Origin of the sequence: Microbulbifer sp. JSM ZJ756, from assembly GCF_044383805.1 — a bacterium.
Taxonomy (GTDB): Bacteria; Pseudomonadota; Gammaproteobacteria; order Pseudomonadales; family Cellvibrionaceae; genus Microbulbifer; species Microbulbifer zhoushanensis.
Map to the genome: position 1 here is coordinate 299,444 of NZ_JBISER010000001.1, position 16,673 is coordinate 316,116.

General features: G+C 60.0%; 17 protein-coding genes. 6 read left to right on the forward strand and 11 right to left on the reverse strand.

The annotated features are described in order from the left end of the window. Window positions 1-12 precede the first annotated feature (12 nt). From egtB to ACH6CX_RS01320, 6 genes are all read left to right on the forward strand, one after another. The gene (gene egtB / locus ACH6CX_RS01295) at window positions 13-1,320 is read left to right on the forward strand and encodes an ergothioneine biosynthesis protein EgtB (RefSeq protein ID WP_232942467.1); all 1,308 of its coding nucleotides are present in this window, start codon (window positions 13-15) and stop codon (window positions 1,318-1,320) included. After that, window positions 1,317-2,285: an L-histidine N(alpha)-methyltransferase gene (gene egtD / locus ACH6CX_RS01300; protein WP_396674394.1), complete on the forward strand. Its 969-nt coding sequence runs from the start codon at window positions 1,317-1,319 to the stop codon at window positions 2,283-2,285. Before egtB ends, egtD begins: the two co-directional genes overlap by 4 nt. Beyond that, a complete protein-coding gene (locus ACH6CX_RS01305) occupies window positions 2,257-2,895 on the forward strand; it encodes a DUF411 domain-containing protein (RefSeq protein ID WP_396674396.1) in 639 nt (212 codons plus the stop codon). The genes egtD and ACH6CX_RS01305 overlap by 29 nt, the downstream gene beginning before the upstream one ends. Window positions 2,896-2,944: 49 nt before the next feature. After that, window positions 2,945-3,940: a hydrolase gene (locus tag ACH6CX_RS01310; RefSeq protein WP_232942473.1), complete on the forward strand. Its 996-nt coding sequence runs from the start codon at window positions 2,945-2,947 to the stop codon at window positions 3,938-3,940. Window positions 3,941-4,188: 248 nt separating this feature from the next. Next, window positions 4,189-5,052, forward strand: coding sequence for a formate dehydrogenase accessory sulfurtransferase FdhD (gene fdhD / locus ACH6CX_RS01315; protein WP_396674398.1), 864 nt, complete (start codon window positions 4,189-4,191; stop codon window positions 5,050-5,052). Then, window positions 5,049-7,373: an FdhF/YdeP family oxidoreductase gene (locus ACH6CX_RS01320; RefSeq protein WP_334078879.1), complete on the forward strand. Its 2,325-nt coding sequence runs from the start codon at window positions 5,049-5,051 to the stop codon at window positions 7,371-7,373. The genes fdhD and ACH6CX_RS01320 overlap by 4 nt, the downstream gene beginning before the upstream one ends. A gap of 18 nt (window positions 7,374-7,391) precedes the next feature. On the opposite strand, the gene ACH6CX_RS01325 is transcribed toward ACH6CX_RS01320, so the two are convergent. From ACH6CX_RS01325 to ACH6CX_RS01375, 11 genes are all read right to left on the reverse strand, one after another. Next, window positions 7,392-7,712 carry a YidH family protein gene (locus tag ACH6CX_RS01325; RefSeq protein ID WP_232942479.1) on the reverse strand — a complete coding sequence of 107 codons (321 nt, stop codon included), beginning with the start codon at window positions 7,710-7,712 and terminating at the stop codon, window positions 7,392-7,394. Window positions 7,713-7,928: 216 nt separating this feature from the next. Beyond that, a complete protein-coding gene (locus ACH6CX_RS01330) occupies window positions 7,929-8,573 on the reverse strand; it encodes a lysophospholipid acyltransferase family protein (protein WP_237061460.1) in 645 nt (214 codons plus the stop codon). Between the two features lie 143 nt (window positions 8,574-8,716). Next, window positions 8,717-8,983: a hypothetical protein gene (locus ACH6CX_RS01335; RefSeq protein WP_232942483.1), complete on the reverse strand. Its 267-nt coding sequence runs from the start codon at window positions 8,981-8,983 to the stop codon at window positions 8,717-8,719. Window positions 8,984-9,099: 116 nt separating this feature from the next. Next, window positions 9,100-10,137 (reverse strand): hydrogenase expression/formation protein HypE, encoded by a 1,038-nt coding sequence (gene hypE, locus ACH6CX_RS01340; RefSeq protein ID WP_334078878.1) that lies wholly within the window; start codon window positions 10,135-10,137, stop codon window positions 9,100-9,102. Continuing rightward, window positions 10,127-11,230 carry a hydrogenase formation protein HypD gene (hypD, locus tag ACH6CX_RS01345; protein ID WP_232942487.1) on the reverse strand — a complete coding sequence of 368 codons (1,104 nt, stop codon included), beginning with the start codon at window positions 11,228-11,230 and terminating at the stop codon, window positions 10,127-10,129. Before hypD ends, hypE begins: the two co-directional genes overlap by 11 nt. Further along, window positions 11,227-11,466 carry a HypC/HybG/HupF family hydrogenase formation chaperone gene (locus ACH6CX_RS01350; protein WP_232942489.1) on the reverse strand — a complete coding sequence of 80 codons (240 nt, stop codon included), beginning with the start codon at window positions 11,464-11,466 and terminating at the stop codon, window positions 11,227-11,229. The genes hypD and ACH6CX_RS01350 overlap by 4 nt, the downstream gene beginning before the upstream one ends. After that, window positions 11,457-13,781, reverse strand: a complete 2,325-nt coding sequence (hypF, locus tag ACH6CX_RS01355; RefSeq protein ID WP_396674402.1) for a carbamoyltransferase HypF — start codon at window positions 13,779-13,781, stop codon at window positions 11,457-11,459. The genes ACH6CX_RS01350 and hypF overlap by 10 nt, the downstream gene beginning before the upstream one ends. Beyond that, on the reverse strand, window positions 13,771-14,043 hold the full coding sequence (locus ACH6CX_RS01360) for a hydrogenase/urease maturation nickel metallochaperone HypA (protein ID WP_232942493.1): 273 nt from the start codon (window positions 14,041-14,043) through the stop codon (window positions 13,771-13,773). Before ACH6CX_RS01360 ends, hypF begins: the two co-directional genes overlap by 11 nt. After that, window positions 14,043-14,525, reverse strand: a complete 483-nt coding sequence (locus tag ACH6CX_RS01365; protein WP_334078876.1) for a hydrogenase maturation protease — start codon at window positions 14,523-14,525, stop codon at window positions 14,043-14,045. The genes ACH6CX_RS01360 and ACH6CX_RS01365 overlap by 1 nt, the downstream gene beginning before the upstream one ends. After that, on the reverse strand, window positions 14,522-15,853 hold the full coding sequence (locus ACH6CX_RS01370; protein ID WP_396674405.1) for a Ni/Fe hydrogenase subunit alpha: 1,332 nt from the start codon (window positions 15,851-15,853) through the stop codon (window positions 14,522-14,524). The genes ACH6CX_RS01365 and ACH6CX_RS01370 overlap by 4 nt, the downstream gene beginning before the upstream one ends. After that, complete coding sequence (locus ACH6CX_RS01375; RefSeq protein ID WP_237061469.1) at window positions 15,840-16,664, reverse strand: oxidoreductase; 825 nt, start codon at window positions 16,662-16,664, stop codon at window positions 15,840-15,842. Before ACH6CX_RS01375 ends, ACH6CX_RS01370 begins: the two co-directional genes overlap by 14 nt. Window positions 16,665-16,673 lie beyond the last annotated feature (9 nt).

Here is a 16,673-nt window from a genome sequence, read left to right on the forward strand (position 1 = left end):
AAAGCAGCAGCAGTGATCCATCGCATGACGTTACTGGCGCGAGAGGTATCTGACGAAACCCAGGCTGAACTCATCTCCCGGTACCAGCGAGTGCGGGCCGAGACAGAGGCACTGGCCGATCCACTCTCGGCAGAGGATATGCAGCTGCAGTCCATGCCCGACGCCAGTCCCAGCAAATGGCACCTGGCCCATACCACCTGGTTTTTTGAAACCTTCATCCTGCGCAACGCGCTGCCCGGCTACCGGGTGTTCAACAGCCACTATCACGAGCTGTTCAATTCTTATTACAACAGCCTGGGTACGCCTTTCAGTCGCCCCCGGCGTGGACTGCTGTCCCGGCCGGACATAGACAGTATCTTTGCCTATCGCCAGTCCGTGGACCTGGCCATGCAGGAGCTCCTGTCCGACTATCCGGCTTCTGAGGCGCTGCAGGCACTGGTTGCCCTGGGCCTGAACCATGAACAGCAGCACCAGGAACTGCTGCTCACCGATATCAAGCATGCATTCTCCATTAACCCCCTGCAGCCAGCCTATGCAGATCTCTCCTGCGACCCGGAAGAAGAGGAGGGCGCCGATGCGCCGGCACTCCGGTGGCTGGAAATTCCCGGCGGGGCCTATGCCATTGGTGCCGAGGGGGACCATTTTTATTTCGATAATGAGAGCCCGGCACACCAGCAGCTGGTGGAGGATTTCCATATCGCATCGCGGCTGGTAAGCAACCGCGAGTTTATCGAATTTATTGAGGATGGTGGCTACCGGAACCCGAGGCTCTGGCTCTCCGATGGCTGGTCATTGCTGCAGCAGGAGCGTTGGGAGAAGCCGCTTTACTGGCAGCAGAGGGAGGGGCGCTGGATGCAGTTTACCCTCGGTGGGTTACAGCCGCTGGTCGATGGTGAACCCGCCTGCCACCTGAACTTTTACGAGGCTGACGCGTTCGCTACCTGGGCCGGCAAACGACTGCCGACAGAAGCGGAGTGGGAAGCCGCTGCCTGCCAGATCCGCCAGCCCGACCAGCTGGCTTCTGCCAACCTGCTGGAGAAGCGCCAGTTCCGCCCACTTTGCGCAAGCGCGGGCCAGCACCAGTTCCTCGGCGACCTGTGGGAGTGGACCTCCAGCGCCTACCTGCCATATCCGGGCTTCCGCGCCAGTGATGATGCGGTAGGTGAATACAACGGCAAGTTCATGTGTAACCAGAAAGTATTGCGAGGTGGCTCCTGTATTACTCCGGCAGATCATATCCGTATGACCTACCGTAACTTCTTTTACCCGCACCAGGGATGGCAGTTTACCGGTGTCAGGCTGGCAGGAGACCCAGTATGAATATGGCCTTATCGCCAGCGAATGAAGTCAGTGAAACAGAATTTTTCCGCCGCGATGTCATTGCCGGCCTGCGCAAGGAGCAGAAAACGCTCCCCTGCAAATACCTCTATGACGAAGAGGGGTCGCGCATCTTTGAGCAGATCTGCGAGCTCAGTGATTACTACCTGACCCGCACCGAAGCCGGGATTTTCCGTGACCACCTGCCACATATGGCGAAGCTGATCGGGCCCGACAGCGTGATTATCGAGCCGGGCGCCGGTAACTGCGAGAAAGTGGAACCACTGTTGCAGGCGCTGGAAGAACCGCGGGCATACATCCCCATGGACATCTCGCCGGAAATCCTGCTCGCTGCACGAACTCGCATTCGCAGGCAATTGCCTGACCTGAAAGTGGAGGCGCATGTTGGTGACTTTACCGCACCGGAGGCCTGGCAGGGCGTGTCGAGACAATCCCCTGGTGGCCGGCGGGTAATCTTTTTCCCGGGGTCCACCATTGGCAACTTTGACCCTGAAGCCGCGCGCCAGCTGCTGGCGGATTTTGCGGCCCATCTCTCTACCGGGGACGGCATCCTGATTGGCACCGACCTGGTCAAGGACACGGTCGTACTGGAGCGGGCTTACAACGACAGCGAACATGTTACCGCGAACTTCAACAAGAACCTGCTGACACGTATTAACAGTGAGCTGGGTGGGGATTTTGACCTGGACGCCTTTGCCCACCGCTCATTCTACCATGCGCTCAAGCAGCGGGTGGAGATGCACCTGGTGAGCCTCAAGCCCCAGCGGGTGCATATAGCAGGCGAGTGTTTTGATTTTTCCGAGGGCGAAACCATTCACACGGAAAACAGCCACAAATATACCCTGGAGGGGTTTGCTGAAATGCTCCGTGAAGCCGGCTTTACACTGGTACACCAGTGGACCGATGGGGGAGGCCTGTATGCCATTCATTATGCGGAAATCCGCTGAATCATCGGTTGTTTCCCCGCTTGCCCTGGTGGTGGCAGTGTTGTGCCTTACCATAGTCAATCCCACCCGTGCCGATGATAGTGCGACTGAACCGGGGCGAACTGCTGAGCAGCAACAGGCAGCAGTGCAACAACCGGTCATCACGGTCTACAAGCATCGCTTCTGTTTTTGCTGCAAAAGGTGGATGGAGCACCTGCAGGGCAATGGCATGCAGACACCGGTGGTGAACGCCAGCAACGATGAACTCAGCGAGTTGAAGGGCAAGTGGCGTATCCCCACTGGTATGCAGGGATGCCACACCGGCGTGTTCAATGGCGAGTATGTGTTCGAGGGTCATGTGCCGGCCCGGCTGATCCGGAAATTCCTCGCCAATCCCCCGGAGGGTAGTATTGGGTTGACCGTGCCCGGGATGCCGGAGGGGAGCCCCGGAATGTACGACGGTGATAAATTTTCCCCCTATACCGTTTACCTGGTGATGCGTGATGGCGATTACCGGTTTTACGCACGGGTCGAGCAACCGGAGGCTGGCCCGGAAGGTGACGCCGCGATGACCGCCGAGCGCGCTGGAGAGGCAAGTGCAGATGCCGGGTCCCCACAGGGCGGTTCCTGACCCCCTTGTTTCTGGTAAGGTAGCGCCTCCCCGAACCGGATTGACTTGCATGACAGAGAAGTTCCGCCCGGCCACCGGCCTGGGCAATTGTCACCTCCAGACCGTATTTCCCCGATTCCATCGCCCGAAGCCCTGGGTCCGGACACACAGCCGTTGGCTCCATACCCCGGATGGGGATGTCATCGCGCTGCATATGCCGGAGGAACTCCACGATGATCCTGCCAGGCCTCTGGTGCTGGTCCTCCACGGACTGGAAGGCTCGGTCAACTCTCCCTATGCCCAGGGCATCATGCAGGCATTGCAAAAGCGCGGCTTCCAGGTTGCGGTAATGCATTTTCGTGGCTGCGGGGGCATCCCCAACAAGCTCCCGCGGGCCTATCACAGTGGCGACAGTGATGATCCGCGCTGGCTGGCCGGTGTCCTGCGCAGGGAACTGCCGAATACACCATTGATGGCCGTAGGCTATTCGCTGGGCGGGAATGTATTATTGAAATGGCTGGGGGAGGACAGCGACAGCAGCCCCCTGGTGGCGGCAGTGTCGGTTTCGGCTCCGCTGGACCTGCATGCCTGCAGCCGCAGGATCAACAGCGGGCTTTCCCGGGTCTACCAGCGCCACCTGCTGGACAGCCTGCGCCAGAGCCTGCGCCGCAAGAGCGCCGATGTTGAGCTTGCCCGCCAGCTACCGGACGTGAATGATGCCGAGCTGTTCCGCAACTTCCGCGTTTTCGATGACAAGTTCACGGCGCCTTTGCACGGCTACCTGGATGTCGAGGATTACTACACCCGGGCGTCCAGTAAGCCGCTGCTCAGGCAGATAGCAAGGCCGACCCTGATAATTCACGCACTGGATGACCCCTTCATCTGCCCGACGGCAGTACCGGAACCGGATGAATGCAGCCCCTCGGTAGAACTGGAGATCTCTCGACGGGGTGGGCACGTGGGCTTTGTCAGCGGCAGCCTGTGGCGGCCGGAGTACTGGCTGGAAATCCGTATCCCCGATTTTTTACAGCAAATAGCCCGCTCTCTCACCGCGACCCCGGCATAGCGCAACCAAAATAGCTGGCTTACCTGATCCTGTTATGCCCCCAACTGCGCAGGCCCTTTATGCAGGGCCATCTGCATGGCCTTTTTTGGCGGGTTGTCCGTCAAGCGACCCCGGCCTTCAGGCATATAATCAGGTCCCCGGACAGGAGCCAGCTTCAGGCGGATTAAGGGATGTCACCGTTAAAGTCCGGTTGCTGCGGCTGCCCCAGGTTGGCTGGCGGCCAATCTTTCAGCCGGAGGAGCGCGAATATGCCCGAATGCCAATCCGTGGATGCAATCCCCGGGAGTCGGGAGGCTGGCACTGATACTTACTGCTTACCGGAAGGCGGGGATTCCGGGGCCGACCGTTCTCAGGCCCACCGCCAGGGGCTGGCACAGGAAGCCGCAATTGCCATCAGCTATAACGGCCTGAATCACGCCGTAATGATGGCGACCCCGGACAACCTGGCGGATTTTGCCGTTGGGTTCAGTATCAGTAACCGGGTTATCGATTCTCCGGATCAAATTCTCGATATCAGTGTCGACTACCAGCAGCATAGCGCCTGCCTGGAGATCACCCTGGTCCAGCGGGCACTGCACGGCCTGAAAGCCATGCGGAGAAACCTGGCAGGCAGCGGCAGCTGCGGGCTCTGCGGAACCGAGGCGCTTCAGCAGGCCCTGTTACGCCCCCCGGCGAACTCGATTGGCCCCAATCGGCCCCTCCCACCACAGGCCCACCTCCGCTCGGTGCGGGAACGCTTTCAGCAGGTACAAAAACATCGTCACCACAGCGGGGCCATGCATGCCGCACTGTATGTGAGCTCGCACGGACAAACGTTACTTTGCCGGGAAGATATCGGTCGCCACAATGCGCTGGATAAACTGCTGGGTGCCTGCTTTCGCCAGGGAATCGCACTCGAGCAGGGATTCGTTGCGGTTACCAGCCGCTGTGGCCTGGAGCTGGTGCAGAAAGCGGTAAGGGCGGGGGTCGGCACCCTGGTGAGCCTGTCTGCACCAAGTGATTTCAGCGTGCGCTGGGCCCGGGACTGTGGCCTCAACCTGTTACACCAGACCGCCCGGGGCGAAGGGCGGATCTATAGCCCGGCACCGGAGTCGGATGAGGAATGCCTATGAAGCCCCCGATAGAGCCCTTTCGGTTTCACCCCTATCGCAGGCCCGCGGCGGGGTGGGGCGCCCTGCGCAGCGTGGCCCATACGACCCGGGCCAGCCAGCAGGCCCTGAAAAACCTGCTGTTGCTACTGCGTATCAATCACCACGGTGGATTTGACTGCCCGAGCTGTGCCTGGGGTGAGGCCCCTGATGAGGGCCGGATCCGCTTCTGCGAGAACGGCGCCAAGGCCACAAACTGGGAGGCGACCAGTCGCAGGGTTGATGCCGCATTTTTCCGGGAAAACAGCATCACTGACCTGTTGCGACACACGGACTACTGGCTTGAGTTCCAGGGCCGGCTGACCGAACCGATGTACTTTGACAGCGAGGGTGACCATTACCGTCCGATTTCCTGGGATGCAGCGTTCGAGCTGGTTGGCCGGCACCTGAATGCGCTTGCGTCGGCGGACGAAGCCGCCTTTTACACGTCCGGGCGCGCCAGCAATGAAGTGGCTTTTCTCTACCAGCTGTTCGCGCGGGTTTTCGGTACCAACAACCTCCCGGACTGCTCCAATATGTGTCACGAGGCAAGCGGCTATGCCCTGAAAGAAAGTATCGGGGTGGGGAAGGGGACCTGCACCTACGAAGACCTCGAACAGGCGGATACCCTGTTTATTTTCGGCCAGAATCCGGGCTCCAATGCGCCGCGCATGCTGGACCCGGTCAGCAGGGCGGTCAAGCGGGGAGCACAGGTAGTGGCAATCAACCCGCTTCGGGAAGCGGGCCTGCAACGGTTCCAGGCGCCCCAGAACCCGGTTGAAATGCTGACAGACGGAGCGACACCAACCAGCAGCGCATATTTTCGCCCCGCACTCGGCGGTGATATGGCAGTGGCACGCGGCGTGGCCAAGATTTTGTTCGAGCGACAGGAGAGGGCGGACAACGATGGTGGCGCCGGCCCCCTGGACCTTGAATTTATCCGTGAGCACTGCAATGGCTTCGGCGAATACCGGGAACTGGTAACGGAGACTCCCTGGGAGCATATCCTGCAGCAGAGTGGGCTTAAAAAAGAAGAGCTGGAACAGATCGCCGATATTTATGCTCGCGGTAAACGCGTGATTTTCTGCTGGGGCATGGGGATTACCCAGCATTATCACGGTGTGGCGACGATACAGGAGCTCACCAACCTGCTTCTCCTGCGCGGCCAGATAGGCCGGCCCGGCTGCGGTGCCAGCCCGATTCGCGGGCACAGCAATGTCCAGGGTGACCGGACTATGGGCATCAACGAGAGGCCCGCTGCGGATTTTCTCGATTCCCTGGAAAAGCGCTTTGGTTTTAGCTGCCCACGGGAACCGGGTGTGAACGTGGTGCAGGGCATCGGCGCCATGATCGAGGGCCGGATCAAGGTGTTTATCGGTCTGGGGGGCAACTTTGCCCAAGCGACCCCGGACAGCCAGCGTACGCACGAGGCGCTGCGATCGTGTGATTTAACGGTCCAGATCAGTACCAAGCTCAACCGCAGCCACCTGGTTACCGGTCGCGAGGCCCTGATCCTGCCGTGCCTGGGGCGCACGGATATCGACGAGCAGGCTGCGGGTCCCCAGGCGGTAACGGTGGAAGACACGTTCAGCATGGTGCACGCATCCTATGGGCAGCTGCGGCCATTGTCGTCCCGGATCCGCTCGGAAAGTGCCATAGTTGCGGGCATCGCCAATGCCACTGTAGGTAGTGAGATTGTCGACTGGCTGCATCTGGTGGAAGACTACAGCCGGATCAGGGACCTGATCGAGAGCGTCATTCCCGGGTTTGATGACTTTAACCGCAGGATCGGGCAGCCCGGCGGCTTTTACCTGCAAAACGCGGCGGCCAAACGACACTGGAAAACCGCTTCCGGCCAGGCCAACTTCAAATCCAACCCGCTACTGGATTCGCTGGTGCGAAGTGAGATGTGCGACAAGGGCGAGCGCCGGCCAGACCTGCAACTGCAAACCATGCGCTCCCACGACCAGTTCAACACCACTGTATACAGCCCAAACGACCGCTACCGGGGTATCACCGGTAGCCGCCAGGTACTGTTCGCCAATCGGGAGGATATCAGCCGGCTGGGTTTCAGCGAGGGACAGCGAGTGGACATCGTCTCCCTGTGGGATGATGATGTCGATCGGAGAGTGGAGGGATTTACCCTGGTTGCCTATGACATACCCCCGGGGCAGGCCGCCGCCTATTACCCCGAGACCAACCCGCTGGTGCTACTGGAGAACTACGGTATCGGCAGTTTCACACCGGCATCGAAGCTGGTCGGCGTCTGCCTGGAGGAAAGCGCAGCAACAGAGCGTATCCTCTGATCCCCGGGCGAGCCCTGGTCACGCCAGGTGCGCGGTAAAGACGGCCATCAGGACAAACAGGTCGGCGATCAGGATCACCAGCAAGAGGTCAAATTTACTGACCTTATCATCGGGCTCGGCCTGGTTATCGATTTGCTTGCGGTGCACGCGCATTCGCAGGTATGCCAGCAGGATCACCAGGCCGCCACTTGCGAGCATGGCAACCTCGGACCACGGTGACACCGGTTGCTGGCCCAGCCGGCCCGCGGCAAGCCCAAAGCCGACGACAGCCACGGCGGTTCGCACCCAGGCGAGAAAGGTGCGCTCATTGGCGGCGTGATCGGGGAACCTGCTTGCCATAACGGTTGCCAGCACCAGATTCAGGGAACAGGGGTGCAATTGTAGCCCCCATTGTTGGTGTCAGGTGTGTTATGTGAATACCTAATTTAACATAATCTATATTATGCGAACTATGGTTGGGGGAGCCGACAGCCAGTGCTTGTCCTGTATGGCCAGCTAAACCAGGCGGTTCCTTCGAGCCCACCAACGGTAAGCCACGTGACTTACCGCGAACGTTCAATCTCTGCTCACCAGCTCACTCGCCTTCTTATCCACGGCTTCTAGCGCCTGGTGGACTTTATCTTCCCAGAATGGAATATCTTTGTGATCAATGTCGGACGGAATTCGTAGCGGTTCACCGGCAACAAGTGCCACCCGCGTGAACATCCCCGGCAGTTCCATACGGTCCCATCGCCGATTCATGACGTGTTTGCGACGGCTTGCAGTGGACACGGGAACAAGGAGAAAACCCAGTGATGAGGCAAGCTCAATCGCCCCCCTTTTTACCACATGATAAGGCCCGAGCGGTCCATCCACGGCAAGCGCGGCAGCAGATTGCGTAACTAGCTCGGCCCGCATGAGATCAAGCAAATTTGCTTCGTTATACCGGGCTGGTAACTGGATACATGTATAGCCAAAGTGACGGCATATCTCACAGATAATTGCTCCCCGAAACGAATGGCTCGCAAAAACACAAGCCTTTCTCCCGCGTAACAGGGTGAACAGCGGCAGATACTGGCCATGCCAGAACACAACTAAAAGCCGCTTGCCCCTGTAACGCACATCATCCAGGCGGTCCAGCCCCTCGATTTCAACGCGCCATGTTGTGCATTGCAGCCGCAGAATCCCTGCGCCAATCAATCCCAGAATACGTGCCCACATGCCTGATCTCTGATGAGCTCCTTTGCGGCGATCACCCCACACCTGAATTGCCCCTCCTGGCTCACATTAGCGGACGTTAGTTGGTGCTTTGCTCCTGGGCGTGAGTCCCTTCAAGTTAGCCTGCAGTCACGATTCGCACATCCTCAGATGTCGTCAATATCCATCTGGCCCTCCAGACCCTGAACGCGACGCAGCAGCGACGGCTTTGCGATGCGGTGCAGGCAGTGGTCGCGAACAATCGCAGTAAGGCCCTTGCTGGTATGAAGTGTTGACATGTATTCGCGGACCCAGGTGCGTGCCTCAGCCTCTGTGCCGAAATCTGCGCAGACAAGCTGCCATAAGAACTGGTCCAGGCTGATAGATACCCGCTTTGTGTCCGCATTCCTGCCGTCGATGATGATTGACGCCATATTGAGCTCACATAAAGTTTTATGTGCATTATACATAACTATTTATGGTGAGCCCGTGCGAACGATTTACATAAATATTTATGTGCCGCGCCTCACTGCCTTGGCCATGGAATCCTTCAACAGATCCGCGGCAGCTGCTCGCCGGGCAACCGGTGCAACAGCCGATCACAGCCCAATGCGTTCTGCAGGATAACCTGCTGGCGATCTCCACCAGTAACTGTTCCGATGGCCCGGCTCCCCACTGTGACTGGATCTGATTCCAGCACGGCCAGTGCCGATTCAACCTGGTCCGCGGGCACAAAAGCAATAAAGCGCCCCTCATTGGCCACATAAAACGGGTCCAGGCCCAGCATTTCGCAGGCGCCCCGCACGGCATCACAGGTGGGAATGTCGGCCTCCCGCACCAGGAATTCCCTGCCGGCGGTTTCCGCAAGCTCCACCAGTGCCGTAGCCAGGCCGCCGCGGGTCAGGTCACGCAGGCAGTGGATGCTGATGCCTGCGTCCAGCAGATTTTGCACGGGTCGGTGCAGGGGTGCGCAGTCACTTTGCAGCGGGGAATCAAACTCCAGTCCCTCGCGACGGGCCATTACCGCCATGCCATGGCGACCGATATCCCCGGACAGCAGAATCACGTCACCGGGCCGGATCTGGCCGGGTTCTATCGTGAACGATTCGTGCAGTACGCCAATGCCGGCGGTATTGATATAGATACCATCACCCTTGCCCCGCTCCACCACTTTGGTGTCCCCGGTCACCAGCTGCACGCCACAGCGCGTGGCCGCCGCGCCCATCGAGGACATCACCCTGGTCAGGGTATCCAGGGGCAGCCCCTCTTCCAGGATCAGGCTGCAACTCAGGTACAGCGGCCTGGCACCACTCATGGCCAGGTCGTTTACGGTGCCGTATACCGCGAGCCTGCCGATATCGCCACCGGGGAAAAACAGTGGAGTAACCACAAATGAGTCGGTGGTGAATACCACCTGCCCGGTTGCCGGTGGTAGCGTAGCGCTGTCGTGCCCCTGGGCAATCCAGGAATTATTGAAATGCGGGAAGACACAATCCCGTAGCAACCTCTGGCTGAGTTCTCCCCCACTGCCGTGGCCCAGGCGCACGATTTCGCCGGTATCTGCAGGTAGTGGGCAGTCAATGTTCATTGGCAGGTTCCTGTCTGCGGTAGCCGTAGTAGGCGGCACAGGCGCCCTCGGATGAAACCATGGGCGCGCCGAGGGGCTTTTCCGGTCGGCAGCTGTTACCAAAATGTGGGCAATCACCGGGTTTTTTATGCCCCTGCATGATCTCCCCACTGATGCAGCCACTGGTATCCGCCCGGGCAATAATATCGGTGCAGAACCTGCGCCCGGCATCGAACAGGGCGAAGTCCTGCCGCAGGCGCAGCCCACTGGCAGCGACTGCGCCAACCCCGCGCCAGTTCTGGTCGACGACTTCGAATACCTGCCTGACCATTTCCTGTGCGGGCAGGTTGCCATGGCGTTCTACTGCGCGGGCATACTGGTTTTCCACCCGGCAACTGCCCTCCTCCAGCTGCCGCAGGCAGAGCATCACACCCTCGAGGATATCCAGCGGTTCGAAGCCGGTGACCACAATGGGGATCTGGTATTTCCTTGCCAGTGGCGGGTACTGCTCGTAGCCCATTACCGCACACACATGCCCGGCCGCCAGGAAACCCTGCACGCGACAGTTTTTCGCAGAGCAGATGGATTCGATCGCCGGTGGCACCAGGAAGTGGGAGACGAGCAGGGAGAAATTCCGCAGGCCCTTCTCCCGGGCCAGGAATACCGCCATGGCATTGGCGGGGGCAGTAGTCTCGAAGCCTATGGCGAAGAAGACCACTTCCCTGTCCGGATTCTCTTCTGCCAACGTGACCGCCTGCAGGGGCGAATAGACGATACGGATATCCCCACCTGCGGCCTTGACCGACAGCAGGTCACGATCGCTCCCGGGCACCCGCAGCATATCGCCGAAGGAGCAGAAAATAACCTCCGGCCTGGAGGCAATGGCGATCGCGCGGTCGATGGCTTCCAGCGGCGTCACGCATACCGGGCAACCCGGTCCATGGACCAGTTCCACTGCAGCAGGCAGGAACTGCTGTAGCCCGTATTTGACAATGGCATGGGTCTGGCCGCCACAGACTTCCATAATGGTCCAGGGCCTGGTGTTGAGCCGGGCAATTTCTGCCGCGACCTTTTCGATACTGTCCCGCTGGCGATACTCATCCAGGTATTTCATGGTTCACCCAACTCCCCAATCTCCTCCAGGTAACGGAATATCCTGCGGGCCTCATCCTCGTTGACCCGGCTGATGGCAAACCCCACATGAACAATCACATAGTCACCTACGTCGGCTTCCGGGACATACGCCAGGTTCACCTCCCTGGAGATGCCGCCAAAACTGACCCTGGCACTGCGCTCCAGGGGCTCGGTGTTGAGAAACGCCTCCACGCGTCCGGGGATACCTAAACACACAGGGTACTGCCCTCCCCTTTATGCGTCCCAGGGGATGCCATACAGCAGGCATAGTAAACCTGCCCCAGCGCGATACCACCGTCGTTCGGAGGCACACTGCCGTGGCAGTGGACACGGAACCCGGCCTGCCGCAACAATTTCGCAGTGGTCTCAACCAGTCGCCGGTTCTGGAAAACCCCGCCGGACAGGAAGATATTGTCCTCCCCGGCTTTTTGCGCGATGGCCAGTATCATCCGGGCCAGGGTGTTGTGAAACGCGGCAGCCCTGTCCGCAACTTCGGTCCCTGCAGCTCCTGCTTCCAGCAACGCGGTAATAACCGGCGCCCAGTCGACAAGCCAGAGACCGCCACGCTGCTGCAGCCCGAATGGGTAACTGGATGAATCATCTGATTCCAGTGCGGCATGCTCCACCGCCATCGCCGCCTGCCCCTCAAATGTGACTTCAGAGGCAAGACCCAGCAGTGACGCCACCGCATCAAACAGGCGGCCGACGCTGCTACAGCGGGGGCTGTTGAGTTCCCGTTCGAGCATGCATTTGAGAATCCTGATTTCGCTGCTGCTGAATTGCCTGCTCAGGTATTGTTGGGTCTCCGCCCCGTCGCCCAGGGCTTCGAACAGCACACTGGCGCCAGTTCGGCGCGGCTCCCGCACAGCACGCTCGCCTCCCGGGAGAGAGAATTCCCGCAGGCTGGCAAACGGGGTAACCGTAGTGCTGCCATCCCAGCGCAGGAACTCTCCTCCACGTATGGCGCCGTCGCCATCATAGCCGGTGCCATCCCAGCAGATACCCAGGGCGGGCCCATAGTGGGCATGTTCTGCCATGCAGGAGAAGAAATGGGCCCGGTGGTGTTGGATACCGGTATTTTCCAGCTCACTGGATCCCGCCCAGCGGTGTGACGCATAACCGGGATGCAGGTCGTTGAGCAACACGCATCGATCCAGCTGGTAGAAACGCATTAGGTCTTCGATTGCTCCCCTGAAGGCTTCCATTGCCATCGGGCTGTCGAGGTCACCGATATGCTGGCTCAGCTGCACGGTATTCCCCCTGGCAATAGCCACGCAGTTTTTCAGGTCCGCGCCTACAGCGACCCGGTCAGTACTGCTGGCCTGCCCAGGTAACTGTAATGGCAGTGGTGCATAGCCACGCGCCCGGCGCAGCATCACCGGTTGGCCATCGATTATCCGCTGTACCGAGTCATCCAGTGCGCGCACAATGGGGCGGTCATGCAACAGGAACTGGTCGGCGATCCCGCCCAACCGCTCAAGTGCCTGGGCATTGTCGGTGCAGATGGGCTCCCCCGCCAGGTTGCCACTGGTGGCAACCACCGGGCGTTGCAGTATCTGCATCAGCAGGCTGTGCAGGGGAGATGCCGGGAGCATGACTCCCAGTAAGGGATTCTGCGGGGCGATACTTGCAGCGATATGCATGTCAGCCTGACCTTTTGCAGTCAGCAGGACAATCGGTCTCTCCCGGGAACAGAGCAACGATTCCTCCTGCCTTGAGACATGGCAGTCCCTGCGCACAGTGGCGAGGTCCGGGTACAAAACCGCGAAAGGCTTGTGCGGACGCTGCTTGCGCTGTCGCAGCCGCCTTACAGCGTTCTCGTTACTGGCATCGACCAGAAGCTGGAAACCGCCAACGCCTTTGAGGGCGACAACCTGGCCGCTATCGATTGCGGCTGCTGCCAGTTGCAGGGCCTGCCCCATGAGCGCGATAGAGCGGCCCCGCTGATCCACAAGTTCAAGCTGAGGGCCGCATTCGGCGCAGGCATTGGGTTCCGCATGGAATCGCCGGTCCCGGGGATCCGTATATTCACGGTGGCAATGTTCGCACAGGGCGAAGCTTTTCATTGCGGTGTTGCCGCGATCGTAAGGCAGGCGCTCCAGGATGCTGAAGCGCGGGCCGCAGGCCGTGCAGTTGATGAAGGGGTAACGGTAACGGCGGTTCGCCGGGTCGAACAGCTCGGCCAGGCAGTCATCACAGGGCGCCAGGTCGGGCATTACAGTCGCGGACGGTGCGGCACCGCTGTCACTCTCACGGATAAAGAAACCGATATCATCCCGCAGGGGAACGGGTGTGCTCACCAGCCGGTCGATGCGGCTGTGTTTGGGTTTGTGCTGTTGTAGTCCCTGCACAAAATCCCGTATTTTTGCGCTCTTGCCCTGCACTTCCAAGCACACGCCCCGGGCGTCATTGGCGATCCAGCCATGCAGCCCACTTCCGTGCGCCAGGCGGTGCACAAACGGGCGAAAGCCGACCCCCTGGACCACCCCGCCGATCTCGATACGCAGGCGCTCTACCGAATTATTCTGCATCGGTGCCCTCGAACTCCAGGCTGTCCAGTACGATCTGCTGGGCCTCAGAATGGTGTATATCGGACAGTTCATCGATATACAGTCGCAGGCCTTCCAGGGGCGTGCCCGCAGTCTCACGCTCAAAGTGTTCACGCAGGTGATCCGCCGAGATATGTGCCAGCGCACCGAGGCGAAGCCTGGCGGCAACCAGCCTGCCCCTCTCGCGACCGGCCAGCAACCGGATCTTTCCTACCAGGTCCTTGATCAGGGACTGTTCGTGCATCAGGGGCCTCCTGCCTGAACTTTCAAAAATTCCAGAATTTCCTGTTCGACCTGCGCTGCTGCGGCTTCCACCGCGGGCGTCATGGTCGCGCTGGTGGAAAAGTCCTTGCCGCAGATGGCAAATATCCTCAGCGTCAACGGCAGTGAATCGAGCAGCCTGGCGAGCTCCAGGGCTTCGGCCAGCGTAAAGCCATGGCTTGAAGTAATACTCAGGCCTGCGGGCAGGGTTTCATCCAGTCCGTCCAGACGAATGATTTCACCCGGTGCCGTGCCGGAGACCACCATAGCGTCCACGAGCACAACCGGGCGAGCCTTCCAGTCGTCCAGAAGCCTCGTCATATCACCGCTGTTTTCAATATACTCGGCAATACCGCCGAGCCTGTCGCGCAACCGGTGTAACAGGTACGGGCCCACACTGTCGTCACCGCGAAAGCGGTTGCCCAGGCTGATGATCGCCCACCCCTTTACCGTGTCCCGTGTCACCCGTCGTTTCCCCCGGAGTTGCCTCCCGCGTGTTCCAGGTGCAATTGGAGGAAATGGGTCGAGCAGGAGATGCAGGGATCGTAATTGCGAATCGCCTGCTCACACTGGGCCTGCAGCCGGTCCTCAGGCAAGTGCAGGTACTGCGGCAGCATATGGCGCAGGTCATCCTCGATGGTCTTCTGGTTCTGGGAGGTGGGCGCGACAATCCTGGCGTCAGTGATCTTGCCTTTATCGTCGATCCCGTAGCTGTGGTAGAGCAGCCCCCGCGGCGCTTCCGTTGCCGCGCACCCATGGGACTCCCGCGGCTTCGTTTCCAGGTAAGCCTGCTGTGGCTGCTGGTAGTTGTCGATAATCCGCAGGGCCTCGTCAAACGCGTAGAGCACCTCCAGGCTACGGACCACAATGCTCTTGAATGGGTTGGCGCAGAATGGTGGGAAGCCGACATCCTCTGCCGTCTCCTGTACCAGAGGCGACAGGCGGTCGTAATTGAGGTTATAGCGGGCCATGGGGCCGACAAAATAGGCTCCCCGCTCCACCAGCGTACTGTGCAGTGCATTGGAGTACTCGATGTGTTCTTCCCGGAAATGCGCATCATAGGCCTGTACCGGGATGTCCAGGCCGCGGGTGGAGACGATACGGCCTTCATTCATCGGGTATTCGTTCGGATGCGAGAGAGCGACAAACTCGTATTGATCGGCCGCGGCCCGTTCGAACTTCGGGAATGATAATGACGCAGCCCATCGAACCCCCTCCACTGCCAGATCCCGCGCCCGCAGTAACTGCTGTCGCAATGGCTCCAACTCAGCCCTCACCGGCACCCGGTAAAACCCGCCGACGCGCACATTGATCGGGTGAATTTCCCGGCCACCCAACAGGCTCACCAGTGCATTGCCGGCCTTTTTGATCGCCAGCCCATCCTGCACGATTTGCGGGTGGTCCTTTGCCATCGCCACAGCGCTCTCATAGCCGAGGAAGTCCGGCGCGTGCAGCATATAGATATGCAGGCTGTGGCTCTCAATCCACTCACCGCAATAGATCAGCCGGCGCAGTGCCCGCAGTTCCGGTGTGGGGGCCAGGCCAAGCGCGTCCTCCATCGCATGTAAAGAACTCATCTGGTAGGCCACCGGGCAGATACCACAGATGCGCGCGGTAATATCCGGGGCCTCAAGGTAGTCCCTGCCGCGCAAGAATCCCTCAAAGAAGCGCGGCGGTTCGAAGATTTTGAGTTTGACGTCGTGCACACCGCCATCGTCATAACGGATATACAGCGCCCCTTCGCCCTCGACCCGGGCCAGGTAATCCACCTTGATGGTTTTAGTCCTGGCCATCGGCCTGCTCCTGGTTGCCGGTGCTGGCCTGGCGGCGGCTTTCCCGCTCGAAAGCCGGCGCGGCCGCATTGAAGTTGCGCAGGTTCTCAATGATCGTGACACGTTCAGCGCCGAGCTCTTCCCGCCACCAGTGGCACAGGGACTCCGTATTGGGGTTTTCCTTGGGGCCATAGCAGCTGTAACAGCCGCGGTTATAGGTGGGGCAAATGGCCCCGCACCCGGCGTGTGTTACCGGGCCCATACAGGGCGTTCCGTGGGCTACCCAGACACAGACATTGCCCCGGATCTTGCACTCCACACACACCGAGTGCGGCGGCACCTGGGGTGGGCGTCGGTGCAGGAAGGCGCTGATGACCTCCAGCAGTTGGCGCTTGTTGATCGGGCAGCCCTGTAACTCGAAATCCACCGGCACGTGGGCACTGATGGGAGTCGAGGTTGCCAGGGTGGCGATGTATTGCGGGTGGGCGTACACGACAGCTGTAAATTCCTCTACATCAGCAAAATTGCGCAGTGCCTGGATTCCGCCGGCGGTCGCGCAGGCGCCGATCGTTACCAGGGCGCGGGACTGGGCGCGTACCTCACGAATGCGGTGCGCATCCTCTGTGGTGGTGATGGATCCTTCCACCAGGGAAAGATCATAGGGGCCCGCCACCTGCCGGCTGCTGGCCTCCATGAAATAGGCAATATCGATTGTGTCCGCCAGCTGCAAAAGTTCATCTTCACAGTCAAGCAGGCTGAGCTGGCAACCGTCGCAGGAAGCGAATTTCCATACCGCCAGTCTGGGTTTGGTGGGCTCTTGCATATGGCTCATCGCCTGCGA